16 protein-coding genes and 2 pseudogenes are annotated in these 23,403 nt (G+C 68.8%); 5 read left to right on the top strand and 13 right to left on the bottom strand.

The window, feature by feature from the left end:
• Positions 1-11: 11 nt before the first annotated feature.
• The 6 genes and pseudogenes from kdpB to map all read right to left on the bottom strand — a co-directional run bounded on the left by kdpB (position 12) and on the right by map (position 8,288).
• Positions 12-2,167: pseudogene (kdpB, locus tag AWU67_RS06525) on the bottom strand (potassium-transporting ATPase subunit KdpB).
• A 3-nt stretch (positions 2,168-2,170) separates the two neighbouring features.
• Positions 2,171-3,847 (bottom strand): potassium-transporting ATPase subunit KdpA, encoded by a 1,677-nt coding sequence (gene kdpA, locus AWU67_RS06520; protein ID WP_067227261.1) that lies wholly within the window; start codon positions 3,845-3,847, stop codon positions 2,171-2,173.
• On the bottom strand, positions 3,848-3,955 hold the full coding sequence (locus AWU67_RS17500) for a potassium-transporting ATPase subunit F (protein ID WP_199922355.1): 108 nt from the start codon (positions 3,953-3,955) through the stop codon (positions 3,848-3,850).
• A 1,240-nt stretch (positions 3,956-5,195) separates the two neighbouring features.
• Positions 5,196-6,602, bottom strand: coding sequence for a serine hydrolase domain-containing protein (locus AWU67_RS06515; protein ID WP_067227260.1), 1,407 nt, complete (start codon positions 6,600-6,602; stop codon positions 5,196-5,198).
• Positions 6,599-7,402 carry a polyphosphate--glucose phosphotransferase gene (ppgK, locus tag AWU67_RS06510; RefSeq protein ID WP_067227259.1) on the bottom strand — a complete coding sequence of 268 codons (804 nt, stop codon included), beginning with the start codon at positions 7,400-7,402 and terminating at the stop codon, positions 6,599-6,601. The genes AWU67_RS06515 and ppgK overlap by 4 nt, the downstream gene beginning before the upstream one ends.
• Before the next feature lie 10 nt (positions 7,403-7,412).
• Positions 7,413-8,288, bottom strand: a complete 876-nt coding sequence (gene map, locus AWU67_RS06505; RefSeq protein ID WP_067227258.1) for a type I methionyl aminopeptidase — start codon at positions 8,286-8,288, stop codon at positions 7,413-7,415.
• 12 nt (positions 8,289-8,300) lie between these two features.
• On the opposite strand from map, the gene AWU67_RS06500 reads away from it, so the two are divergent.
• A complete protein-coding gene (locus AWU67_RS06500) occupies positions 8,301-8,489 on the top strand; it encodes a methionine aminopeptidase (protein ID WP_067227257.1) in 189 nt (62 codons plus the stop codon).
• Between the two features lie 48 nt (positions 8,490-8,537).
• Here the strand turns inward: AWU67_RS06500 and panB are convergent, their stop codons facing one another.
• Complete coding sequence (gene panB / locus AWU67_RS06495; protein ID WP_067227256.1) at positions 8,538-9,392, bottom strand: 3-methyl-2-oxobutanoate hydroxymethyltransferase; 855 nt, start codon at positions 9,390-9,392, stop codon at positions 8,538-8,540.
• A 78-nt stretch (positions 9,393-9,470) separates the two neighbouring features.
• Between panB and AWU67_RS06490 the strand changes: the two genes are divergently transcribed.
• On the top strand, positions 9,471-10,826 hold the full coding sequence (locus tag AWU67_RS06490) for a glutamine synthetase family protein (RefSeq protein ID WP_067227255.1): 1,356 nt from the start codon (positions 9,471-9,473) through the stop codon (positions 10,824-10,826).
• Positions 10,827-10,838: 12 nt separating this feature from the next.
• Positions 10,839-13,868: a bifunctional [glutamine synthetase] adenylyltransferase/[glutamine synthetase]-adenylyl-L-tyrosine phosphorylase gene (locus AWU67_RS06485; protein ID WP_067227254.1), complete on the top strand. Its 3,030-nt coding sequence runs from the start codon at positions 10,839-10,841 to the stop codon at positions 13,866-13,868.
• 13 nt (positions 13,869-13,881) lie between these two features.
• Here AWU67_RS06485 and AWU67_RS17325 read toward each other — a convergent pair whose 3' ends face one another.
• Both AWU67_RS17325 and glnA read right to left on the bottom strand, forming a co-directional pair.
• On the bottom strand, positions 13,882-14,028 hold the full coding sequence (locus AWU67_RS17325; protein ID WP_156786311.1) for a hypothetical protein: 147 nt from the start codon (positions 14,026-14,028) through the stop codon (positions 13,882-13,884).
• 189 nt (positions 14,029-14,217) lie between these two features.
• Entirely contained in the window at positions 14,218-15,642 is a 1,425-nt protein-coding gene (glnA, locus tag AWU67_RS06480) for a type I glutamate--ammonia ligase (RefSeq protein WP_067227253.1), read from the bottom strand.
• Positions 15,643-15,780: 138 nt separating this feature from the next.
• Between glnA and AWU67_RS06475 the strand changes: the two genes are divergently transcribed.
• On the top strand, positions 15,781-16,233 hold the full coding sequence (locus tag AWU67_RS06475; RefSeq protein ID WP_067227252.1) for an RDD family protein: 453 nt from the start codon (positions 15,781-15,783) through the stop codon (positions 16,231-16,233).
• Between the two features lie 311 nt (positions 16,234-16,544).
• Here the strand turns inward: AWU67_RS06475 and AWU67_RS06470 are convergent, their stop codons facing one another.
• Positions 16,545-17,252: a DUF4191 domain-containing protein gene (locus tag AWU67_RS06470; protein ID WP_067227251.1), complete on the bottom strand. Its 708-nt coding sequence runs from the start codon at positions 17,250-17,252 to the stop codon at positions 16,545-16,547.
• 192 nt (positions 17,253-17,444) lie between these two features.
• On the opposite strand from AWU67_RS06470, the gene AWU67_RS06465 reads away from it, so the two are divergent.
• A complete protein-coding gene (locus tag AWU67_RS06465) occupies positions 17,445-18,935 on the top strand; it encodes a hypothetical protein (protein ID WP_067227250.1) in 1,491 nt (496 codons plus the stop codon).
• On the opposite strand, the gene sucB is transcribed toward AWU67_RS06465, so the two are convergent.
• The 3 genes and pseudogenes from sucB to AWU67_RS18065 form a co-directional block, all read right to left on the bottom strand.
• Positions 18,932-20,356: a 2-oxoglutarate dehydrogenase, E2 component, dihydrolipoamide succinyltransferase gene (gene sucB, locus AWU67_RS06460; protein ID WP_067227249.1), complete on the bottom strand. Its 1,425-nt coding sequence runs from the start codon at positions 20,354-20,356 to the stop codon at positions 18,932-18,934. The genes AWU67_RS06465 and sucB overlap by 4 nt on opposite strands.
• A gap of 61 nt (positions 20,357-20,417) precedes the next feature.
• The gene (gene lpdA / locus AWU67_RS06455; RefSeq protein WP_067227248.1) at positions 20,418-21,791 is read right to left on the bottom strand and encodes a dihydrolipoyl dehydrogenase; all 1,374 of its coding nucleotides are present in this window, start codon (positions 21,789-21,791) and stop codon (positions 20,418-20,420) included.
• A gap of 103 nt (positions 21,792-21,894) precedes the next feature.
• Positions 21,895-23,360, bottom strand: a pseudogene (locus tag AWU67_RS18065) (leucyl aminopeptidase).
• Positions 23,361-23,403 lie beyond the last annotated feature (43 nt).

Here is a 23,403-nt window from a genome sequence, read left to right as displayed (position 1 = left end):
AGAGCTGAGGGTTAGAAGCCGGGCAGCAGGCTGACGACGAGGTCGACGAGCTTGATGCCGATGAAGGGTGCAATGACGCCGCCGAGGCCGTAGATCAGCAGGTTGCGCCGCAAGATCTGGGAGGCGGACGCGGCCCGGTATCGCACGCCGCGGAGGGCGAGCGGTATCAGGATCACGATGATGATCGCGTTGAAGATCACGGCGGAGAGGATCGCGGACCCGGGCGAGCTGAGGCCCATCACGTTCAGTGCCTCCAGGCCGGGGAAGGCACCGGCGAACATGGCCGGGATGATCGCGAAGTACTTGGCGACGTCGTTGGCAATCGAGAACGTGGTCAGCGAGCCGCGGGTGATGAGCAGCTGCTTGCCGATACGCACGATGTCGATGAGCTTGGTCGGGTCCGAATCAAGGTCGACCATGTTGCCGGCCTCCTTCGCCGCCGACGTGCCCGTGTTCATGGCGACACCGACATCGGCCTGGGCCAGCGCGGGGGCGTCGTTGGTGCCGTCGCCGGTCATGGCGACGAGGTTGCCGCCAGCCTGCTCCCGTTTGATCAGGGCCATCTTGTCTTCGGGGTCGCCTCGGCCAGGTAGTCGTCGACGCCGGCCTCGGCGGCGATCGCCTTGGCCGTCAGCGGGTTGTCACCGGTGATCATGATGGTGCGGATGCCCATCCGGCGCAGTTCCGCGAAACGTTCGACGAGGCCGGTCTTGACGACGTCCTTGAGGTAGATGACGCCGAGGATTCGGGCCTGCCCGCCGGCGGAGCGTTCGGCGACGACGAGCGGCGTGCCGCCGGCCTCGGAGACGCGGTCGACGGCCGCCTGGAGCTCCGCACCGACGTCGGGGTCGAGCGGCCCGTGCTCTGCAGCCCAGGCCGCGACCATGGAGCCGGCGCCCTTGCGCAGTTTCGCGCCGTCGGGGTAGTCGACACCGCTCATGCGGGTCTGCGCCGTGAAAGGCACAACCACGCCGGAAGGCTGGTCGCGGTCGGCGAGGCCAGGCTCCATCTGCTCGGCGAGGCGCACGATCGAGCTGCCCTCTGGCGTCGGGTCGGCGAGGGAGGCCGTGTGGGCGGCCGACACCAGGCTGGCGGTGCTGGCCCCGCCGACGGGGATGAACTCCGCGGCCTGGCGGTTGCCGTAGGTGATGGTGCCGGTCTTGTCGAGCAGCAGGGTCGTCACGTCGCCGGCGGCCTCAACGGCCCGCCCGGAGAGGGCGAGCACGTTGCGCTGCACCAACCGGTCCATGCCGGCGATGCCGATGGCCGAGAGTAGTGCGCCGATCGTGGTCGGGATCAGGCAGACCAGCAGGGCGATGAGAACGGGCACGCTGGGGGCGGCATCCGAATAGCCGGCCATCGGGCCGATCGTGATCACGACGACCACGAAGATGATCGAGAGCGTCGCCAGCAGAATGTTCAGTGCGATCTCGTTCGGGGTCTTCTGGCGGCTGGCGCCCTCGACCAGACGGATCATCCGGTCGACGAAGGTCTCGCCCGGCTTGCTGGTGATACGCACGACGATGCGGTCCGAGAGCACCCGGGTGCCGCCGGTGACGGCGCTGCGGTCGCCGCCGGATTCCCGCACGACGGGGGCGGATTCGCCGGTGATGGCCGACTCGTCGACCGATGCGATGCCCCAGATGATGTCGCCGTCGCCGGGGATCAGCTCGCCTGCAGTCACGGTGACGACGTCGCCGAGCCCGAGTTCGGCGGATGCCACGGCATCCGTTGCCGCTGTCAGCGCGCCCGGGTCTGCTATCTCGTCGTACCCGGTGACCCGGTTGGCGATGGTGCTGGTGCGGGTGGCCCGCAGGCTCTCGGCCTGCGCCTTGCCGCGGCCTTCTGCGACGGACTCGGCGAGGTTGGCGAAGAGAACGGTGAGCCAGAGCCAGATAGCGATGGCCGCGGTGAACGATGGCGCCATGGCGCTGCCGCCGGATTCGGCCGGCCCGCCGGTGAATGGCTCGGCGATCGCCATCAGTGTGGTGAGCGCCGCGCCGACCTCGACGATGAACATGACGGGGTTGCGCCACATCTGCTTGGGGTGCAGCTTCCGCAGTGCGCCCGGCAGGGCGGCGAGCAGCTGACGGAAGCCGAAGGGCGCTGCGGTGTCTTTGTGACGGTGTGGCGGGGTTGCCAGCCGTTGCTCGGTTGTCGTTGACATGGTCTAGCGCAGTCCTTCCGCGAGGGGACCCAGTGCGAGCACCGGGAAGTAGGTGAGGGCGGAGACGATGAGCACCGTGCCGCAGAGGAGGCCGACGAAGAGCGGCCGGTGGGTGGGGAGGGTGCCGGCGGTGACCGGGACCTTGGCCTGAGCGGCCAGCGATCCGGCCAGGGCCAGCACGAACAGGATCGGCAACAGGCGGCCGAGCAGCATCGCAACGCCCAAGGCGGTGTTGAACCAGGGGGTGTTCGCGGTGAGACCGGCGAAGGCTGAGCCGTTGTTGTTCGCGGCGGAGGTGAACGCGTAGAGCACCTCGGAGAAGCCGTGCAGACCGGGGTTCCAGATCGACGTGCCGACCACCGAGTCGCGCACAACCGGGATCCCGAAGCTGAGCGCCGTGCCAGCGAGCACCAGGGTCGGCGTGGTCAAGATGTACAGGCTGGCCAGCTTGATCTCGCGGGCGCCGAGCTTCTTGCCCAGGTACTCCGGGGTGCGACCGACCATGAGGCCGGCGATGAACACCGCGATGACCGCGATGATGAGCATGCCGTAGAGCCCCGAGCCGACGCCGCCGGGGGCGAGCTCGCCGAGCATCATGTTGAGCATCGCCGTGCCGCCGCCGAGCGCCGTGTAGCTGTCGTGCATGGAGTTGACGGCGCCGGTGGAGGTGAGCGTGCTTGTCGTGCCGAACAGGGTGGAGCCGAGTTCGCCGAAGCGCTGCTCCTTACCCTCCATGGCACCGCCGGCCAGCATGGGGGCCGTTCCGCGGGCACCCAGCTCTAGGGCGGTCATGAGAGAGACGGAGAGCACGAAGAACGTGCCCATCGCTGCGAGGATCGCATAGCCCTGACGGTTGTCACCGACCATCCGGCCGAAGGTGCGCGGCAGCGCGAAGGGGATCATCAGCATGAGCAGAACCTGCACCACGTTGATCCAGGCGGTGGGGTTCTCGAACGGGTGCGCGGAGTTCGCATTGAAGAATCCGCCGCCGTTGGTGCCGAGCAGCTTGATGGCCTCCTGCGAGGCGACCGGGCCGCCGGGGATCGACTGGGTTCCGCCGGCGAGTGTGCCGACATCCTGGAAGCCAGAGAAGTTCTGGATGACCCCGCCGACGATCAGCACGATCGCGGCGAGGGCGGCGAACGGCAGCAGGATGCGCAGCGAGCCGCGCACCAGATCGACCCAGAAGTTGCCGAGGGTGGGGCTGACGGTGCGGGCGAGGCCGCGGACCAGGGCGATGGCGACGGCGATGCCGACCGCGGCCGAGAGGAAGTTCTGTACGGCGAGCCCGAGCAGCTGCACGCTGTAGCCCATCGTCGCCTCCGGCGAATAGGACTGCCAGTTGGTGTTCGTCACGAACGAGATCGCCGTGTTGAACGAAAGCTGTTCGCTGACGGCGGGCAGCCCGAGCGCGAAGGGCAGGAAGCCCTGCAGGCGCTGCAGTCCATAGACGGCGAGGATGCCGACCGCCGAGAATGCGAGCACGCTCCGGAAGTAGATCGGCCAGGTCTGCTCGGCGTCCTGGTTGACGCCGATTACCCGGTAGATCCCCTTCTCGACGCGCAGGTGCTTCGTCGTGGTGTAGACGCCGGCCATGTAGTCGCCGAGCGGGCGGTACAACACGGCAAGCACGAGTGCAACGGTGAGGAGTTGCAGGGCGAAGAGCACAAGCGGCGGCATCTAGAACCTCTCCGGGTGCAGCAGTGCGTATGCCAGGTAGCCGAGAGCGGCGATGGCGAGGGCGGCGCTCAGCAGGTCGAGGATGCCGCGAAGTTCGACGCCGATCACAGCTTCTCCACCCCCCGAGCGATGAGGGCGATAAGCGCGATGAGCGCCACGATGCCTCCGATGAAGACGATGTCGAGCACGAGCAGACTCCCGATCAGGCGATGCCTGGCGGTTGCCCGCCTGGCCGTGGCCCGCGGCCACAGCCATAGTTCACACCGGGGCAGTCGGGCGCGCCAGCGTCCTCACAGCTTCCTTACAGTCGCCAGCAGAATCCTCACAACACCCGTGCACGCGGGCACCGTTTCAACCCGCTCAGCGGCCGAAGCTCGCCTGCGATTCCCGCGGCGTGGCACCCCGTCCCGCTGGCGAGCGGGAGCTCGGCGCCACGCCCTTCCCCGCTGGCCTGAGGGAGCGTGAGACCGAAGCCTGCGGCATCCGCGTCACACGCTGCTGGCCGGGTCTCGATACGGCGCTGGCGCGCCTACTCGACCAACGGGTGTGAGTTGGCTCCGGGGCTTCGCTCGTTCCTCGCTCAGCCGACGGGAGAATAGGGACCGTCACCCTCTCCCGTTGGCTTGAGGGAGCTTGCGACCGAAGCCCTGAGCGGATCCGCGGAAACCGCAGCCTGCGGCATCCGCGAGATACGCCGGCCGGGTCTCGATACGGCGCTGGCGCGCCTACTCGACCAACAGGTTGGGGAACGAGGAGCGGGACGACGGCGCACCGCCTTCTCCCGTTGGCTGGAGGGAGCGTGCGACCGAAGCCCTGAGCGGGTCCGCGGGCACTGCGCATGCGGCATCCGCGTCACGCGCTGGCCGGGTCTCGAGAAGGCGCTGGCGCGCCTACTCGACCAACGGGTTGGTGCCCTCTCCCGGCGGCTGAGGGAGCTTGCGACCGAAGCCCCGAGCGGGTCCGCGGAGACTGCCGCCTGCGGCATCCGCGAGACATGCCGGCCGGGTCTCGATACGGCGCTGGCGCGCCTACTCGACCAACGGGTTGGTGCCCTCTCCCGTTGGCTTGAGGGAGCTTGCGACCGAAGCTCCGAGCGGATCCGAGGAAACTGCAGCCTGCGGCATCCGCTGCGCGCTTACCGGGTCTCGATACGGCGCTGGCGCGCCTACTCGACCAACGGGTTGGTGAGGGCAGCGACTGGTTGGCTCCGGGGCTTCGCTCGTTCCTCGCTCAGCCGACGGGAGAATAGGGACCGTCACCCTCTCCCGTTGGCTTGAGGGAGCTTGCGACCGAAGCCCTGAGCGGATCCGCGGAAACCACAGCCTGCGGCGCGCGCAGGTTTACGCCGCTAGCGGCCTGCCAGATCGATGGAGACGAGCAGCGTCTGCACGCGCGGCCGGGCCTCGGGGGTGAGCCGGATCTCCACGCGCAGGCGTCCGCTTCTACCCTGCAGGAACCAGACCAGGTGGGCGGGGCCGTCGGAACGTCCGGCCGACTGCGCGCCATCCGTCAGCCCTCCGATGTCGGCAACCGCCCGGCGCACGGCGGCGGCGCGGCGCCCGATCGGCTCGTCTTGGGCGACGTTCTCCGAGAAGAGCGCGGGGTCGAGCGGGGCATCCGCGCCCCCGGCCCACGCGGCCAACAACGCCTTGACGGCCAGCTGGGCAGTGCGGGTCTCGGGCCACAGCACGGGCGCCGGAGCCGGCACCAGAATGGCGGGCTCTGCGAGCAACTGGTCGCAGACGGTTGTCGCGACCGCAGAGACGCGCGAGTAGGTGGCGTTCTCGAATGCGATCACACCGACGCCGCGTTCCAGCGACCAGCGCATGTGCGCAGAGAATCCGGGGTAGCCGCCGGAGTGCGACACGACCCGGGAGGTCGGCGAGTACTGCTCAACGAACAGGCCGTAGCCGTACCCGGTCGGGTGTGCGGTCATGCTCTGGTCGAGGCGGTGCAGCTGCTGCATCTCGCGTCGGCTCGCGGCGCTGAGCATGCCGCCGGCGGCATCCGCGCCCTCCGAGGTGAATGCGGATGCCAGCCAGCCGGCCCAGCGGGCCAGATCGGCGACCGTGCTGAACAGCCCGCCGATCGCCGAGAAGGCGCCGGGGCCGGTGAAGGGCAGGGGCTCCCAGGAGCCGGCATGGCGGCGGAACCCGGTGACGATGCCGCCGGATGCGGCAACACTCGTATCGAAGCCAGTGCCGTTCAGGCCGAGCGGCTCGAGCAGGCGCTCCTCGACGACGCGGCGGTACGGCAGGCCGGCGGCAACCTCGATCACGCGGCCGAGCATGGCGTAGCCGAGGTTCGAGTAGGCGAAGCGGGTGCCCGGCTCGGACTCGAAGCGCACGCCGGCGGCAAGCACGGAGTCGAACTCCGCCGCAGACAGGCTCTCTTGCCGGTCGGCCCAGGGGTCGTCCGTTGGCAGTCCGGCCGACATGGTGAGCAGCATGCGCACGGTCGGCACGGCCGAGCCCGCTGAGGGCAAGCCGTCGAGGTTGAGGCCGGGGATGAAGCGGGTGATCGGGTCATCCAGCCCGAGCAGGCCCTCGTCGCGCAGGCTCAGCAGCGCGGCCGCGGTGAAGCTCTTCGTGCAGGACGCGATGCGGAACGCCGCATCGGCCGCGACACCGGACTGCTGGCTGTGCTGCAGGCCTTCCGCGTCGAAGACGCCCCAGGCGGCGGACGGCGCCGCACCACGGGCGAGGTGTTCGTGGAAGAGCGCGTCGATGCGGGCGACGCTCACGGTGCCGGTCACGCGGTCGGTGCGGTGTGCTTGCCAGTGCCGTGGCCGGCAGCGGCGAGGTCGGCGGCGCCGAGGATGCCGGCGTTGTTGCGGTGCACGGCGGGCACGATCGGCGTCTTGAGGTCGAGCAACGGCAGGAATTCGGCGTGGTGCTTGGAGACACCGCCGCCGACGATGAAGAGGTCGGGGGAGAAGAGCAGCTCCAAGTGGGTGTAGTAGCGCTGCAGACGTGCTGCCCACTGCTCCCAGCTCAACGAGTCGCGTTCCTTGGCCGAGTAGGCGGCGCCCTTCTCCGCCCCCTGGCCGTCAAGCTCCAGGTGGCCGAGCTCGGTGTTCGGCACCAGCCTGCCGTCGTGCAGCAGCGCGGAGCCGATGCCGGTGCCCAGCGTGGTGAGTAGCACGACACCGGAGCGGCCCTTGGCCGCGCCGAAGCGCACCTCGGCGTGGCCGGCGGCATCCGCGTCATTGACGAAATGGATGGGCACCTCGAGGCGGGCCTCGAACATGGCCTCTGCGGGCAGGCCGATCCACTCGTGCGAGATGTTCGCGGCAGAGAGGGTGCGACCGCCCTTGACGATGGCGGGGAAGCAGACGCCGACCGGCAGTGCGCCGAACTCCTCGCGGAGGCCGTCGAGCATGCGATCGGTCGCTTCGAGGATGTCGCCCGGTCGGCCGCCGCCCGGGGTCGCGACCTTGCGCCGGTCGGAGAGCAGCTCGCCGGTGACGACGTCGACGACGGCGCCCTTGATGCCGGTTCCGCCGATGTCGATTCCGATGGCTGTGCGGGCAGGGGCCGGGCGCTGTTCAGTCATGAGAACGAATCTACTCGGTGCTCGACACAGTGAGGATTTCGGCACCGCGCTCCGTGACGACGAGGGTGTGCTCGAACTGGGCGGTGAGGCTCTTGTCGCGAGTCGTGACCGTCCAGTCGTCTGCCCACAGATCCCACTCGTGGCCGCCGAGGGTGAGCATCGGCTCGATCGTGAAAACCATGCCAGGCACCATCACGTCGTTGTACTCCGGCGCGGAGTCGTAATGCGGGATGATCAGGCCGCTGTGGAAGGCGGAGCCGACCCCATGGCCGGTGAAATCGCGCACCACGCCGTAGCCGAATCGCTTCGCGTAGGAGGCGATGGTGCGGCCGATGACATTGACCTCGCGGCCGGGGGCGACCGCCTTGATGCCCCGGGCCAGCGCCTCGCGGGTGCGCTCAACCAGGAGACGGGCCTCCTCGCTGCCCTCGCCGACGATGAAGGTGTGGTTCAGGTCACCGTGCATGCCGTTTCGGAACGCGGTGACATCGATGTTGACGATGTCACCGTCTTCCAGCACGGTGTCGTCGGGGATGCCGTGGCAGATGACTTCGTTGACCGAGGTGCAACTGGACTTCGGGTACCCGCGGTAGCCGAGCGTGGAGGGGTAGGCGTTGTGGTCAAGCAGGTACTCGTGCACGACGGCATCCAGCTGCTCGGTGGTCACGCCCGGGGCGATGATGGCGCCCGCCGCGGCGATCGCGTCGGCGGCGATGCGGCCGGACTCGCGGATCAGTTCGATTTGCTCCGGCGTGTACACGTTGTCCCCGGTGTACTCGGCCGGGGCGGCCTTGCCGACGTATTCGGGGCGGGGGATGTGGGCGGGAACGGCACGCTGGGGCGAGAGCCGCCCGGGAATCAGGTGACCGGCGGAATCCTTAGGCATAGGATCAAGCTTATGACCGAGCGTGGAGACAAACAGTTCTGGTACAACATGCGAACCGGCGCCGTGGAATTCGGATACGCCTCGCCCTCACTCGACCGCGTGGGCCCGTTCCCCACGCAGGAGGCCGCGGCGCACGCGCTTGAGAAGTTGCGCGAGAACTCGGAGAAGTGGGACGACGAAGACGCCCGCGACGCCCGCTAGCCTGACTGCCACTCTGAGCGGCAACCGGAGCGGGCGCCCGCCCGAGCGCTACTCGTAGTTGTGCTCTGGCGCCGGGTAGGCGCCGGAGTCGACGTCGCCGCGGAACTCGGTGACGGCGTCGAGCAGGACCTGGCGCACGTTGGCGTACTGGCGCACGAACTTCGGCACGCGGCCATCGCCCATGCCGGCGAAGTCGGTCCAGACCAGCAGCTGGCCGTCGACGTCCGGCCCGGCGCCAACGCCGATGGTCGGGATGCTGAGCTCGGCGGTGACTGCCGCGGCGGAGGCTGCCGGCACCATCTCGAGCACGACGGCGAATGCGCCGGCATCCTGAACCGCGAGGGCGTCGCGCAGCAGCTGCTCGGCGCCGGCCCCACGGCCCTGGATCATGTGGCCGCCCAGGCCGTGCTCACTCTGCGGGGTGAAACCGATGTGCGCCATGACCGGGATGCCGGCCTGCACGATACGGCGGATCTGCTCGGCGCTGCGCGCACCGCCCTCGAGCTTGACGGCGTGCGCGCCGGCCTCCTTCATGAAGCGGATCGCTGTGTGCAGCGCCTCGTCCGCGTTCACCTCGTAGGAGCCGAACGGCATGTCTGCCACGACGAGCGCTCGCTTCGCGGCGTGGGCCACGGCCCGGGTGAGCGGGATCAGCTCGTCGACGGTCACCGGCAGGGTCGTGTCATAGCCGAGAACGTTGTTGCCGGCCGAGTCGCCGACCAGGAGGAAGTCGATGCCGGCCTCATCGAAGATGCGAGCGGTGAGCTGGTCGTAGCTGGTCAGCCCGGTGATCCTGACGCCGGTGTCCTTGGCAATTTGGAAGTGCCGGGTGCGCACCCGCTTCTGGCCGGCAGTGTTGGAACTGCCATAGGGGTTGACGACTTCGGCTGATTGCTCTGACATAGCGCCAGTCTAGCCAGCGCGGTTACAGCCGCGGACGCGGTGAAGCACTACTCTGGAAGCCAGCGAGAAAGGGCATGAATGGACAAGCAGCGTGACTTCGTTCTTCGGACCATCGAGGAACGGGGGGTCAAATTCATCCGCCTGTGGTTCACCGACGTTGTCGGCACGCTGAAGTCGGTGGCCATCGCCCCGGCCGAGGTAGAGGGCGCGTTCACGGAGGGCCTCGGCTTCGACGGTTCCGCGATCGAGGGTCTCACCCGCACCTACGAGTCGGACCTGCTCGCCTTCCCCGACCCCAGTACCTTCCAGATCCTGCCGTGGCGCGGTGACGTCGACCCGACCGCCCGCATGTTCTGCGACATCACGACGCCGGACGGCGAACCTGCGGTCTCCGACCCACGCAACGTGCTCAAGCGCACCCTGGCGAAGGCGGCCGACCGCGGCTTCACCTTCTACACGCACCCCGAGATCGAGTTCTACCTGCTCAAGTCGTCGAAGTACGGCAAGAACGGACCTGTCCCGGTCGATTCGGCCGGCTACTTCGACAACGTTCCCGGCGGCACCGCCCACGACTTCCGCCGTCGCTCCGTGCGGATGCTGGAGGACCTCGGTATCTCGGTGGAATACAGCCACCACGAGGCCGGCCCCGGCCAGAACGAGATCGACCTGCGCTACGCCGACGCGTTGACCACGGCCGACAACATCATGACGTTCCGTACCGTCATCAAAGAGGTCGCCATCGAGCAGGGCGTCTACGCCACGTTCATGCCGAAGCCCTTCTCGAACCACCCCGGCTCCGGCATGCACACGCACATGTCGCTGTTCGAGGGCGACTCCAATGCCTTCTACGAGCCCGGCGCGCAGTACCAGCTCTCCAAGACCGGGCGCCACTTCATCGCCGGCCTGCTCAAGCACGCGCCCGAGATCACGGCCGTCACCAACCAGTTCGTCAACTCCTACAAGCGGCTCTGGGGCAGCTCCGACGACGCGGCCCTCGCCGAGGCGCCGAGCTTCGTCTGCTGGGGCCACAACAACCGATCCGCACTCATCCGCGTTCCGCTGTACAAGCCGAACAAGGGGCAGAGCGCGCGCATCGAGTACCGCGCCATCGACTCCGCCGCGAACCCGTACCTCTCGTACTCGCTGATGCTGGCCGCAGGCCTCAAGGGCATCGAGGAGGAGTACGAGCTGCCAGAGGAGGCCGAGGACAACGTCTGGAGCCTGAGCGACGCCGAGCGCCGCGCCCTCGGATACGCGCAGCTGCCGGCCAGCCTCGACCACGCCATCCAGTACATGGAGGAGTCAGAGCTCGTCGCCGAGACGCTGGGCGAGCAGGTGTTCAACTATGTGCTGTTGAACAAGCGCAAAGAGTGGCGTGAGTACCGCAACCAGGTGACGCCGTTCGAGCTGCGCAACAACCTCGAGATTCTCTAGACCGCGTCGCCGATGGCTGCCGAACGCTTCAGCCTGACCGAACTCGCCCGCGCCGGATTCCTTGAGCTTGGCGCGGCCGCGACCGGCCTCGCCGAGTTCGCGGAACTGAGCGGGGCGGACCCGCGCGGATTCCTCGCCGATCTCGGGCGTGCCGCCGACCCCGACGGCGCCCTCCGCAACCTGATCGCGCTGCTCCGGCAGGCGCCGGACGAGGCGGGTGCCCTGCTGGCCGAGCCCGAGACCTCCGCGCGCCTGATCCGGGTACTCGGGGCATCCGAGGGTCTGGCCGAGTTCTTCCTGCGCCAGCCGGCCGCTCTCTCCGCCCTGGCGGAGCCGCTGCAGGAGCCGCCGGGCGCCGCCGAGCTGGGTGCCGACATGCTCGACGCCGTCGCCGGCAGCGCGTTGGGGAGCGCCGGCGGCGATGAGGCCGCCTGGCAGCGGATGCGGGTGCGTTATCGCTGGTGGCTGACCCGGCTGGCCGCGTTCGACCTCGAGCAAGATGACCCGGTCGCGGGCGTCGACGCCGTGGCCGGGGCCCTGGCCGACCTCGCCGGAGCAACCCTGGACGCCTCGCTCGCTGTGGCCCGCCGCGCGGTGACATCCGACGGCTCACCCGCCTTCGGGCTGTTCGACGCCACACAGGTGGAGGCCACCCGGTTCAGCATCATGGGCATGGGCAAGGCCGGTGCGCACGAGCTCAACTATGTGAGCGACGTCGACGTGATCTTCATCGCGGATGCCGTAGACGGCGTCGAAGGCCCGCGCGCCGTTGAGATCGCCACCCGGTTGGCCATGCTCACCATGCGCGGCATTGCCGAGCCCCTGATCGAGCCCGCGCTCTGGGAGGTCGACGCCAACCTGCGCCCGGAGGGCAAAGACGGCGCGCTGGTGCGCACCCTCGAATCCCACCTCGCCTATTACGAGCGCTGGGCCAAGAACTGGGAGTTCCAGGCCCTGCTGAAGGCCCGCCCGCTGGCCGGTGACCTCGAGTTGGGGGAGCGCTACGTGAGCGCGCTCGCACCCGCCGTCTGGAACAGCTCGGACAGGGAGGGCTTCGTCGAGTCCGTGCAGCGCATGCGGGAGCGGGTGACCGCCCACATTCCCGACGACGAGGTCGACGTGCAGCTCAAGCTCGGCCCTGGCGGCCTGCGTGACATCGAGTTCACCGTGCAGCTGCTCCAGCTGGTGCACGGCCAAGCGGACGAGTCCGTGCGGGCCGGCGGGACGCTGCCCGCCCTGGTGGCGTTGGCGGAGGCCGGCTACATCGGGCGGGCCGAAGCGGCCGAGTTCGCGCGGGACTATCGGATGCTGCGCCTGCTCGAGCACCGCCTGCAACTGCAGCGTCTGCGCCGCACCCACCTGATGCCGCGCGACGAGGACGCCCTGCGCGTTCTGGCGCGGGCGAGCGGCCTGGCGTCGAGCGCGAACGAGCTCAGCGCGCTGCGGGCGGCCGCCAAGCACCGAGTGCGCGGCCTGCACGAGCGACTGTTCTATCGGCCGCTGCTCTCGGCCGTCGCCGCGCTGCCCGTCGAGGGCCTCAACCTGACCAGCGCCCAGGCCGAGGCACGCCTGGCGGCCATCGGCTTCGTTGACCCGCGCGGCGCGCTCGCCCACATCGCCGCGCTCACCGCCGGCGTCTCCCGCCGTGCCACCATCCAACGGCACCTGCTGCCGGTCATGCTGCAGTGGTTCGCCGACGGCGCCGACCCCGACTATGGGCTGCTCGCCTTCCGCCGGCTGAGCGACGGCTTGGGCGGAACGCACTGGTTCCTGCGCATGCTGCGCGACTCCTCCGGCGCCGCCGAACGGCTCACCCGGGTGCTCTCCGGCTCCCGGTTCATCGGCGAACTGCTCGAACTCACCCCCGAATCCGTTGCCTGGCTGGAGACCGAAGAGGAGCTGCGCCCGCGCAGCCGCGCCTCCCTGGCCGAGGAGACCCGGGCCGTGCTGGCGCGGCATGAGAGCCCGGATGCCGCGGCCGCTGTGCTGCGCGGCATCCGCCGGCGCGAGGTGCTGCGGCTCGCCTTCTCGGCAACCCTGGACCTCTGCAGCGTCGAGGAGCTCGGCCAGGGCCTCAGCGACGTGACCGAGAACCTGATCGATGGCCTGGTGCGTGCCATCCGTGGCCCGCTCACGGCCACCGAGAGCGGCGCCGTGCACGACGGCATCGAGTTCGCCGTCATCGCGATGGGCCGCTTCGGCGGGCAGGAGCTCGGCTTCGGCTCGGACGCCGACGTCATGTACGTCTACCGGGCAGCCGGGCTGGAGCCGGAGCAGGCGCAGAAACGCGCCCAGTTCATCGTCGCCGGCCTGAACCGCCTGAGCGAGGACAGCCGTCTGCCGCTCGACCTCGACATCGGTTTGCGCCCCGAGGGCAAGAACGGCGCCGCCACGCGCTCACTCGACTCCTACAAGGCGTACTACGCGCGCTGGTCGCTCACCTGGGAGGCGCAGGCGTTGCTGCGTGCCCGCGGCTCCGCCGGCGACGAGGCGCTGCTGGCCGACTTCATGGCCGCCGCCGACACCGTGCGCTACCCGGCTGAGGTGCCGGAGAGCGCCGTGCGCGAGGTCAAGCGGATCAAGGCCAGGGTCGAAAGTGAGCGGCTGCCGCAGGGCGCGGACCCGCTGCGCCACCTCAAGCTCGGCCGGGGCTCGCTCAGCGACGTGGAGTGGTTCGTGCAGTTGTTGCAGCTGCAGCACGGCGCGTCCACGGCAACCCTGCGCACCCCGTCCACGTTGAGTGCTTTGCACGCGGCGACGGATGCCGGGCTGGTCAGCCCCGCGGATGCCGAGATGCTCCGGGCCGCCTGGCTGCTGGCATCCCGCGCCCGTTCCGCCATGACTCTCTGGACGAACCGCACCAGTGACATGTTGCCGCGGGACCGCATCCAACTCGAGGGCGTCGCCCGTCTGTTGAACTACCCGCCAGGCGCAGCCAACCAGCTCGACGAGGACTACCTCGCCGTGACACGGCGGGCGCGTGCCGTCTTCGAGCGTGAGTTCTACGGCGTGCCGGAACGGGGCACGCCCAGCACCGGCTGAGCCGGTCGCAAGGCTACTTGTTCTTGTTCACCGCGTCGGACGCGGAGTTCATGTCAAGCATCGGGTCGTGCAGCTTGGCGTGCTTCGCGGCGCGTTTCTCCTTGAGCGTCTTGGCCGGCGGCTTCTTGCCGTGGTGGTCGTGAGGCGACTTGTCAGGCATGATTCTCTCCGATTCGGTCGATCTTGCATTCAGGTCTACACCCCTTCCGCGTCACCGACAACGAACGCTCAGGGGATGTTGATGTTCCGCCACGTGCCCTCCGCCGTCGCCACGCGCGCGCAGCCGCCAGAAACGCAGAATGGCCCGCACCTCTCGGTGCGGGCCATTCTGTTGTGCTTCGGTTGACGCTTAGACGCCGTAGTAGAGCTCGAACTCGAACGGGTGCGGGCGAGCCTGCAGCGGCTTGATCTCGTGCTCGCGCTTGTAGTCGAGCCAGGTCTCAATCAGCTCGGGCGTGAACACGTTGCCCTGCAGCAGGAAGTCGTGGTCGGCCTCGAGCGCGTCGAGCGCGGCCTCCAGTGAGCCGGGCAGCTGCGGGATGGACTTGGCCTCCTCGGGCGGCAGCTCGTAGAGGTCCTTGTCGACGGGCTCGTGCGGCTCGATGCGGTTCTTGATGCCGTCGAGGCCGGCCATCAGCTGGGCGGCAAACGCGAGGTACGGGTTGCTTGCGCCATCCGGAACGCGGAACTCGATGCGCTTGGCCTTCGGGTTGGAGCCGGTGATCGGGATGCGGATGCAGGCGGAGCGGTTGCCGGCCGAGTAGACCAGGTTGACCGGGGCTTCGAAGCCGGGGACCAGGCGACGGAAGGAGTTGACGCTCGGGTTGGTGAAGGCGAGCACGGCGGGGGCGTGCTTGAGCAGGCCGCCGATGTACCAGCGGGCGATGTCGCTCAGGCCGGCGTAACCGTTCTCGTCGTAGAACAGCGGCTTGCCGTCGTTCCAGAGCGACTGGTGGGTGTGCATGCCCGAGCCGTTGTCACCGAACAGCGGCTTCGGCATGAAGGTGGCCGTCTTGCCCCACTGGTGTGCGGTGTTCTTGACGATGTACTTGAACTTCAGGATGTCGTCGGCCGCGTGCACCATGGTGTCGAAGCGGTAGTTGATCTCGCCCTGGCCGGCGGTGCCGACCTCGTGGTGGCTGCGCTCGAGGATCAGGCCGGCGTCGATCAGCTTGAGACTGATGTCGTCGCGCAGGTCGGCGTGCTGGTCGACCGGGCTGACCGGGAAGTAGCCGCCCTTGTAGGGGGTCGTGTTGGCGAGGTTGCCGCCCTCGATCTGCTTGCCCGAGTTCCAGGCGCCCTCGCTGGAGTCCACAGAGTAGAAGCTCGTGTGCTGGTTGACCTCGTAGCGCACGTCATCGAAGATGTAGAACTCCGCCTCGGGGGCGAAGAAGGCGGTGTCGGCTATGCCGGTGGATGCGAGGTACTTCTCGGCCTTGCGGGCGACCTGACGCGGGTCCTTGGAGTAGATCTCGCCGTTGCGCGGGTTGTAGATGTCGAACAGCATCACCAGGGTGCGCTCCTTGCGGAACACGTCGATGTAGGCGGTGGTGACGTCGGGGATCAGCTGCAGGTCCGACTCGTGGATCGACGCGAAACCGCGGATCGAGGAGCCATCGAACATCTGGCCGACGGTGAAGAACTCCTCATCGACAGTGGCTGCCGGGATGTTGAAGTGCTGCTGCACGCCAGGCAGGTCGGTGAACCGAATGTCAAGGAACTTGACGTCGGTCTCCTTGATGAAGCTGAGCACCTCAGATGAATCGCTAAACATGTCGGAATTCTCCCAGATTTGGAACCGGTACGGCTACTCCGCGCAACCTGCCTTGAGGCTACGGCCGGTGAATTACTCGTGAATGTCGCGAATGTTTCGAGCATGTTACGCGGCCAGCCGATCGGTAGACTGGGGCCGATGTCTTCTTCACGCAGCCCCCGTCCCGCCGAGCGGAGCACTTTCGGCCAACTGCCGCCCAGCCGCTGGCCGGGGGAGCGCCTGGGCCTGCCCAACGAGGGCCAGAACTCGGTTGCCCGCGCCGGGCGCCGCATCGGCGGCATCGCCGTCGACTGGGCAATCGCCATGGGCATCTCGCTGTTCCTCGCGCCCTACGAGTCTCTGGCTTACTCGTTCTACACGATTGGCCTCTTTGCCTTGTTGCAGCTGCTGGCCATCCCGACCCTCGGCGGGAGCATCGGCCACCGCCTGTTCGGGATGCGGCTGATCGGGTTGGACGGCCAGAAGCCCGCGCTCTGGCGGGTGCTGGTGCGCACCGTGCTGCTGGTGATCGTGATCCCCGCTTTGGTCTGGGACTCCGACCAGCGCGGCTTCCACGACAAGGTCGCCGGAACGGTGCTGATCCGCGCCTGAGCGGGGGAGCGGCCCACCGCTGGCGTGAGCTCACGGTGACGCCGCTGCTGGCCACGAAGCTGTTCGTGCCGTCGCCGCGCGCGTTGGCCGTTGCCCGGCCTGTTTCGGCAAGACCAGCATGCTCGGCGAGTGGATCGCCGCCGTGCGGTTCCCGGCCTACCGTGCTGCCGCACTCGGTTAGGCAGATCCTGCCGTCGGCCTGCTGACTGCTGTGTACCCGCCGTTCCGGCTGGACACCGGCGGGCGCGAGCCCATTAACGAGAGAGACGGATGCCGCAGCACAGCGGCATCCGTCTCTCGGGGGTTAGTGGCTAGCGGCCGCGCTGCGGGCGCACCTTGAACGGGTCGATGCCCTTGGGGATGGGCAGCTGGGTGCCGAGCGAGCTCAGACGGTTGTTGATGGCGAGCACCTCGGCCTTGCTCAGCGTGTTCTTGATGCTGGACAGGCGGCGGGGGATCTTGTGCAGCGGAACCTGGTCGTCGCCACGGCCGACGGTGATGAACTCGACGGGCACGTTCGGAAGGATGCGGGTGATCTTGCGCTTCTCGTCCTCGAGCATGCGCGAGGTGCGCGAGGTGGCGCCCTCGGCGATGAGCACGACGCCGCCGCGGCCGACGGCGCGGTAGATGGCATCCTGTGTCTTGGCGTTGACGGCGACGGGCATCTCACTGCCGATCCAGCCGCGGCGCAGCGAGCTGCGCAGCACGGCTCCGACAGCACCCGGCTGGCCCTCGATCTGAGAGTACGCCGCCTTCTCGGCCAGGCGGCCGAGAATGATCAGGGCGATCAGGACGCCGGCGAGCACGCCGGCGACCACCCAGAGGGCGATTGTGAAACCGTTGCCGTTGCCCAGCACGATTCCGAGTACAACGCCCACGATGATTGGGGCGAGGAAACCGAGCAGCATGAGCCACTGCGCGCTCGAGTCGTAGCGGCGGGTCATTTGGAAGACCTGCCACATTTGCTTGAAGCGACCAGGTTGCTTGGGGGTGGAAGACTTCTCCGAGCTACGTGCCATGCTCTCTAGAATACCGAGTCGGCGGGCCCCCGGTGACCGCACCGGCAGGTCGATGTGTTGTGCACAAGGATCCGCGGGTGACGGGTTCTGCACAGGCCCAGCTTTGGGGCGGTGCGCAGGGCGATTCCGGCGCAGGATATGCCTGTGAGACGGATGCGGCGTGGGGCAGAGAGACGGGGCCCGGCCACACCCGTGCCCGGCTCGGACGGTGCCGCTGCGGCGACCGAGCCAGCCATCATCGCCGGCTACCGCGTGCTGCGGCGCCTGGCGTTCGGGCAGAGCGCCACCGTCTACCTCGGCCATGCGGATGGCAGCGCGCATGCGGCTGGCACGGGCGCTGGCGCTGCGGGCATCAGCACGGTCGCGCTGCGCGTCTTCCACGCGGATGCCGAGCGGGAGCGGGTGGACCGGGAGATCGCGCTTCTCGGCGCGCTGCCTGCGGGTGTCGGGGCCGAACTTCACGACGTCGCAACGCTGTCGGACGGCCGCGTCTGCCTCGTGATGCAGCGAGACGACGGGCCGACGTTGGCAGAGTTGTTGCGGCGGCGCACGCAGATCCGGGCCGGCGAGGCGGTCACGATCCTGGCCCCGTTGGTCGTCAGCCTCGATGCGCTGCATCGGAAGGGGTGGAGCCACGGCGCCCTCGGCCCGGCCACGGTACGTTTCGATACCGCAGGGCGCACGCATCTGTGCGGCTGGTCCGGTGCACGACCGCTGCCCGCCGGCGCGCAACGCACGAGCACTCTGCGCGCGGAGTATGCCGCCCTGGCGAGCATCGCGCGGGCGGTCTGCGCGTGCGTGGACCGTGGCAGCGCCGCCCCGCACGAAGCGCAGGAGATGCTGGACTGGTTCGACGAGCGTGTCGCCGCGCACCCTTTCCTGCCGTGCGCGGCCGAGCTGGAGCGCCGGTTGTTCGCTCTCGCCCGGCCGCTGCCGGTGCGGCTGGCGACCGAACCGCCCGACACCTCCAGCACCGTGCAGCCTGCCATGCCGATGCGACTCACGGGGGAGCCAGCGACGGACGTGCACCCGAGAACAACATCGCTGATCGCGCTGGACGGCGATGAGCCGGATCGGCCGCCGGCCGTGCTCTGGGCTGGCTGGGCCCTGCCGGGCAAGCTGGGGGAGCGACTGGATGCCCTGCGGTCCATGGTGCGGCGCCGTGTCGGTGCGCATCGGCGGCCGATCATGGTGTCGGCGGCGGTGGCTGCCGGACTGTTCGCGCTGGCCATCACGCTGCTCCCGCCCGGGTCGCCGGGCAGTCAGGCGGCGGCGACACCCGCGCCAACCGCTCCGGTGGCCCCCGGCCCGCCAGAGGTCGAGACTGAGCCGCTGCAGACGGCCGATGCAGCGCTCGAAGCCGATCCGGTGATGGCGGCAGCCGGCCTGCTGGCGGCGCGCGAGGACTGCTTCCGGCAGTCGTCGCTGCTCTGCCTGGATGACGTGCTCGACACCGGAGGCCCGCTGGCCGCGGCGGATGCAGCCGACATCCGGCAGGCCCAGTTGGACGGCACCGTGTTGCTGCCCGACCCCTACGACCTGGACGCGCTCGGCCTGGTCGAGCAGAACGGCGGCGCGGCCCTGATCGCGCTCCGCGGAGCAGGGGCCAAAACGAAACCGGCCTCGCTCCTGATGATCAGGGGCGAGGCCGGTTGGCGTCTACGTGAGCTCTTCGACTATTAGTAGCCGAGCTGCGATTCGAACGCTGCACCCTCGAGGCGCGCCTTCACCGTGGTGAGGAAGCGGGCCGCGTCTGCGCCATCGACGATGCGGTGGTCGTAGGAGAGGGCGAGGTAGACCATCGAGCGGATCGAGATCGCGTCAATGCCGTTGTCGCTGACGACGACGGGCTTCTTGACGACGACACCGGTGCCGAGGATGGCAACCTGAGGCAGGAACACCAGCGGGGTGTCGAACAGCGCGCCACGCGAACCGGTGTTGGTCAGCGTGAACGTGCCGCCGGCCAGCTCGTCGGGCTTGAGCTTGTTCTCGCGGGTGCGGCCGGCCAGATCAGCGATCTGGGCAGCGAGCTCGGCGATGTTCAGCGAGCTTGCGTCGCGCACCACGGGGGTGAGCAGGCCGCGCTCGGTGTCCACGGCGATGCTGAGGTTCTCGTGGTCCGGGTAGACGATCGAGTCACCGTCGACGGTGGCGTTGATCACCGGGTACGCCTTGAGCGCCTCGGCGGCGGCCAGAGCGAAGAACGGCATGAAGGAGAGCTTGTTGCCGGTCTTGGCCAGGAACTCCGCCTTGACCCGGTCGCGCAGCAGGGCGACGCGCGTGACGTCAACCTCGACCAGGGTGGTCAGCTGTGCGGTCGAGTTCATCGAGATGACGGCGCGCTCTGCAACAACCTTGCGCAGACGCGACATCGGCTGGACGGTGCCGCGCAGCGGCGAGACCTCGACGACGGGAGCGGCTGCAGCAGCGCCTGCGGCAGGAGCCTGTGCCGAGAGCACATCCTGCTTGCGGATGCGGCCACCGACACCGGTGCCGGTGAGCGTGCTGAGGTCGACACCCTGCTCGTTCGCGAGTTTGCGCACGATCGGGGTCACGTAGCCGCTGGTGGAGGCGTGCGATCCGCTGGACGCTGCCGGAGCAGCAGCCGGGGCGGGTGCAGCTGCCGGAGCGGCTGCCGGGGGAGCCGGCGTGTAGACGGGTGCGGCGGGTGCCGGCGTGTAGGCCGGTGCCTGCGGGGCGGCAGGAGCAGGCGCGGCAACAGGTGCCGGGGCCGCAACGGGTGCCGGGGCTGCAACGGGTGCGGGGGCTGCAACGGGTGCGGGAGCAGCGGCGGGTGCCGGAGCAGCCACGGGCTCGGGTGCGGCAGCCGGGGCCGGAGCCTCGGCGGGGGCCGCGGCCGCGGCGGAACCGTCACCGATGGTGACGAGCGCGGTGCCGACCTCGACGGTCTCGTCCTCCTGGACGAGGATCGCCTCGATCACGCCGGCGATCGGCGACGGGATCTCGGTGTCGACCTTGTCGGTCGAGACTTCGAGCAGCGGCTCATCGACCTCGACGCGGTCGCCCACGTTCTTCAACCAACGGGTGACCGTACCCTCTGTGACACTCTCACCGAGTGCCGGGAGGCTGACGGATTCGCTCATGCGATTGTCTCCTTCAAAGCGTTATTCATTCTGAGCTTATTGCAGTCGGGGCGCGCGGCGCTTAAAGCGCGTGCAGCGGCTTGCCGGCCAGGTAGAGGAATGCCTCGCCCATGGCCTCGTTCTGGGTCGGGTGCGCGTGGATCAGCGGCGCGATGTCCTCGGGGTATGCCTCCCAGTTCACGACGAGCTGGGCCTCACCGATCAGCTCGCCAACACGGGCGCCGATCATGTGGACGCCGACGACGGGGCCGTCGTTGACGCGGACGACCTTGACCGATCCGGCGGTGCCGAGGATCGAGGACTTCGCGTTGCCGCCGAGGTTGTACTCGTAGCTGGTCACCTGGTCTGCACCGAACTTCTCGGTTGCCTTGGCCTCGGAGTAGCCGACGGAGGCGACCTCGGGGTCGCAGTAGGTGATCTTCGGGATGTTGATGTCGTCGACGATGATCGGGTTCAGGCCCGCGATCTCCTCGGCGACGAAGATGCCCTGCTGGAAGCTGCGGTGTGCGAGCTGCAGGCCGGGGACGATGTCGCCGATGGCGTACACGCCGGGAACGTTGGTGGCGAGGCGCTCGTTCGCGATGACGAAGCCGCGGTCCATGGTGATGCCGACCTCTTCGAAACCGAGGCCGGCGGTTGCCGGGCCGCGACCGACGGCGACGAGCAGCAGCTCGGCCTCGATGGTCTTGCCGTCTTCGAGGGTGACGACGACGCCGCTCTCGTTCTGGGTGACGCTCTGGAAGCGCACGCCGAGCGAGTACTCGATGCCGCGCTTGCGGAAGGCGCGCTCGAGCTGCTTCGAGATCGACTCTTCCTCGTTGGGCACCAGGTGCGGGAGGGCCTCGATGATGGTGACGTCGGCGCCGAAGGACTTCCAGACGCTGGCGAACTCGACGCCGATGACGCCGCCGCCGAGCACGGCGACCTTCTTGGGAACGTAGTCAAGCTTGAGGGCCTGCTCGCTGGTGATCACGCGGCCGCCGAGCTCCAGGCCCGGGAGTGAGCGCGAGTAGGAACCCGTGGCGAGGATGACGTGCTTGCCGATGATGTTGTCCGCGCCGACCTGAACGGTCGTGGGGGAGACCAGGCGGCCCTCGCCCTCGATCACGGTGATGCCGCGAGCCTTGATCAGGCCCTGCAGGCCCTTCCACTTGCTTGTGACGATTCCGTCGCGGTGCGCGTTGACCGCCGACATGTCGATACCGGTGAGGGAGGCGAGGACACCGTACTTGGCCGAGTCGCGTGCGACGTCGGCCACCTCGGCGGTGTGCAGCAACGCCTTGGTTGGAACGCAGCCGCGGTGCAGGCATGTGCCGCCGAGCTTGTCCTTCTCAATCAGGGCCACGGTGAAGCCGAGCTGTACAGCTCGCAGTGCGGCTGCGTAGCCGCCGCTTCCTCCACCGAGAACGACAATGTCAAAATTCTGCTCGGACACTCAGTTACTCCCTTTGCATCAGGACGATCGGCCTGTTCTGCTCCGTGGCGTTGTGGCCAGCGAGCAGGCATGTTGGCAAGCGTTTCTTGCCCATACGAGCCTACTACGGGCGCGCATACTCCTCGGCCAGCTTGAGCAGGGTTCGCAGGGTCACGCCGGTTGGTCCAGCGCCGGTCGCGCCGTAGGCTGCACCCTCATTGTGCGAAGATCCTGCGATGTCCAGGTGCGCCCACGGGATCTTGGTCTCGCCGTCGGCCCGCAGGCCCACGAACTCTTCCAAGAACACGCCGGCCAGCAGCATGCCTCCGGCGCGGCTGCCCATGTTCGCGTTGGCGATGTCGGCGACATCCGAGTCGATGGTGGCGCGCAGCTCCTCAGGCAATGGCATCGGCCAGACCTTCTCGTCGGCCGCACCGGCCGCCTGCAGCACACGGGCCAGCAGCGAGTCGTCGCCCATGACGGCAGAGTAGCGGTTGCCAAGCGCCACAATCTGGGCGCCGGTGAGGGTGGCAACGTCGACGATGGCGTCGGGCTGTTCCTCGGATGCCGCCACGATTCCGTCGGCGAGCACGAGGCGGCCCTCTGCATCCGTGTTCAGCACCTCAACGGTCTGGCCGCCGCGGATGCGCAGCACATCGTTCGGGCGTGTCGCCGTGCTGGAAGGCATGTTCTCGGCCAGACACATCCACGCCGTCACCCGCACGGGCAGCGCCAGCTTCGCGGCGGCGAGCGTGATGGCGAGCACGGTGGCCGCGCCGGTCATGTCGTACTTCATGCCGATCATGCCCGCGCCGGGCTTCAGCGAGAGCCCGCCGGTGTCGAAGGTGATGCCCTTGCCGACCAGGGCCAGGTGCTTGGGATCGGCCGCGCCGGCGACCGGCTCGGGGAGTAGCTGACCTTGACCAGGCGCGGCGGGCGAGAGGACCCCTGGCCGACGCCGAGGATTCCACCGAAGCCGTCGTTGGCGAGCTCTGCCTCGTCCCAGATCTCCAGCTCGACCGGGAGGCCGGCCGCTGCGGCCTGCGCGCGCTCGGCCATGCTGGCCGGGAACAGGTCAGACGGCGGGGTGTTGACGAGGTCCTTGACCAGGGCGAAGGCCTCGCTGAGCACGTCGGCGCGGGCGATCAGGGCCTCTACGTCGAGGTCCAGGGCGGCGGGCAGGTCATCGGCGTCGTCCTCGTCCACCGCATCCGCATCCGCGGGAGCGTGCTGCTCCAGGTGCACGGTGAGCTGCGTTGCCGGGGTCTTCGTCCGCTCCAGGGTGGTGGTGCGGTACTCGGTGAAGGAGTAGCTGCCGATGCCGGCGCCCTCCAGCACGGCCGCCGCCTCTGCGGCATCCGCGACGGGGATGGCGATAGCGACGCTCTCGACGCCTGTCAGTCGGCGCACGGCGGCTGCGGTCGCCCCGCGCAGGCTCTCGGTGTTGACGGTCTTGCCGAGGCCCACGATGGCGATGCTCTTGGCCTGGCCGACGGATGCCGGGATGCGCACGAGCTGCTCGGCCGCGCCGGTGAACCCGAGCGCTGCGAGCTGCTCGTCCAGCTCGGCGAACTCCGCCGGGGCGCGCATGAACGCGGCGCCGTCCACGTTGACGGCGGCAAGCAACAGCACA

This window comes from Microterricola viridarii (assembly GCF_001542775.1).
In the GTDB taxonomy this organism is placed as follows: domain Bacteria; phylum Actinomycetota; class Actinomycetes; order Actinomycetales; family Microbacteriaceae; genus Microterricola; species Microterricola viridarii_A.
The sequence above is the reverse complement of the archived record's forward strand: the minus strand, read 5'-3'. Positions and strand labels throughout refer to the sequence as shown.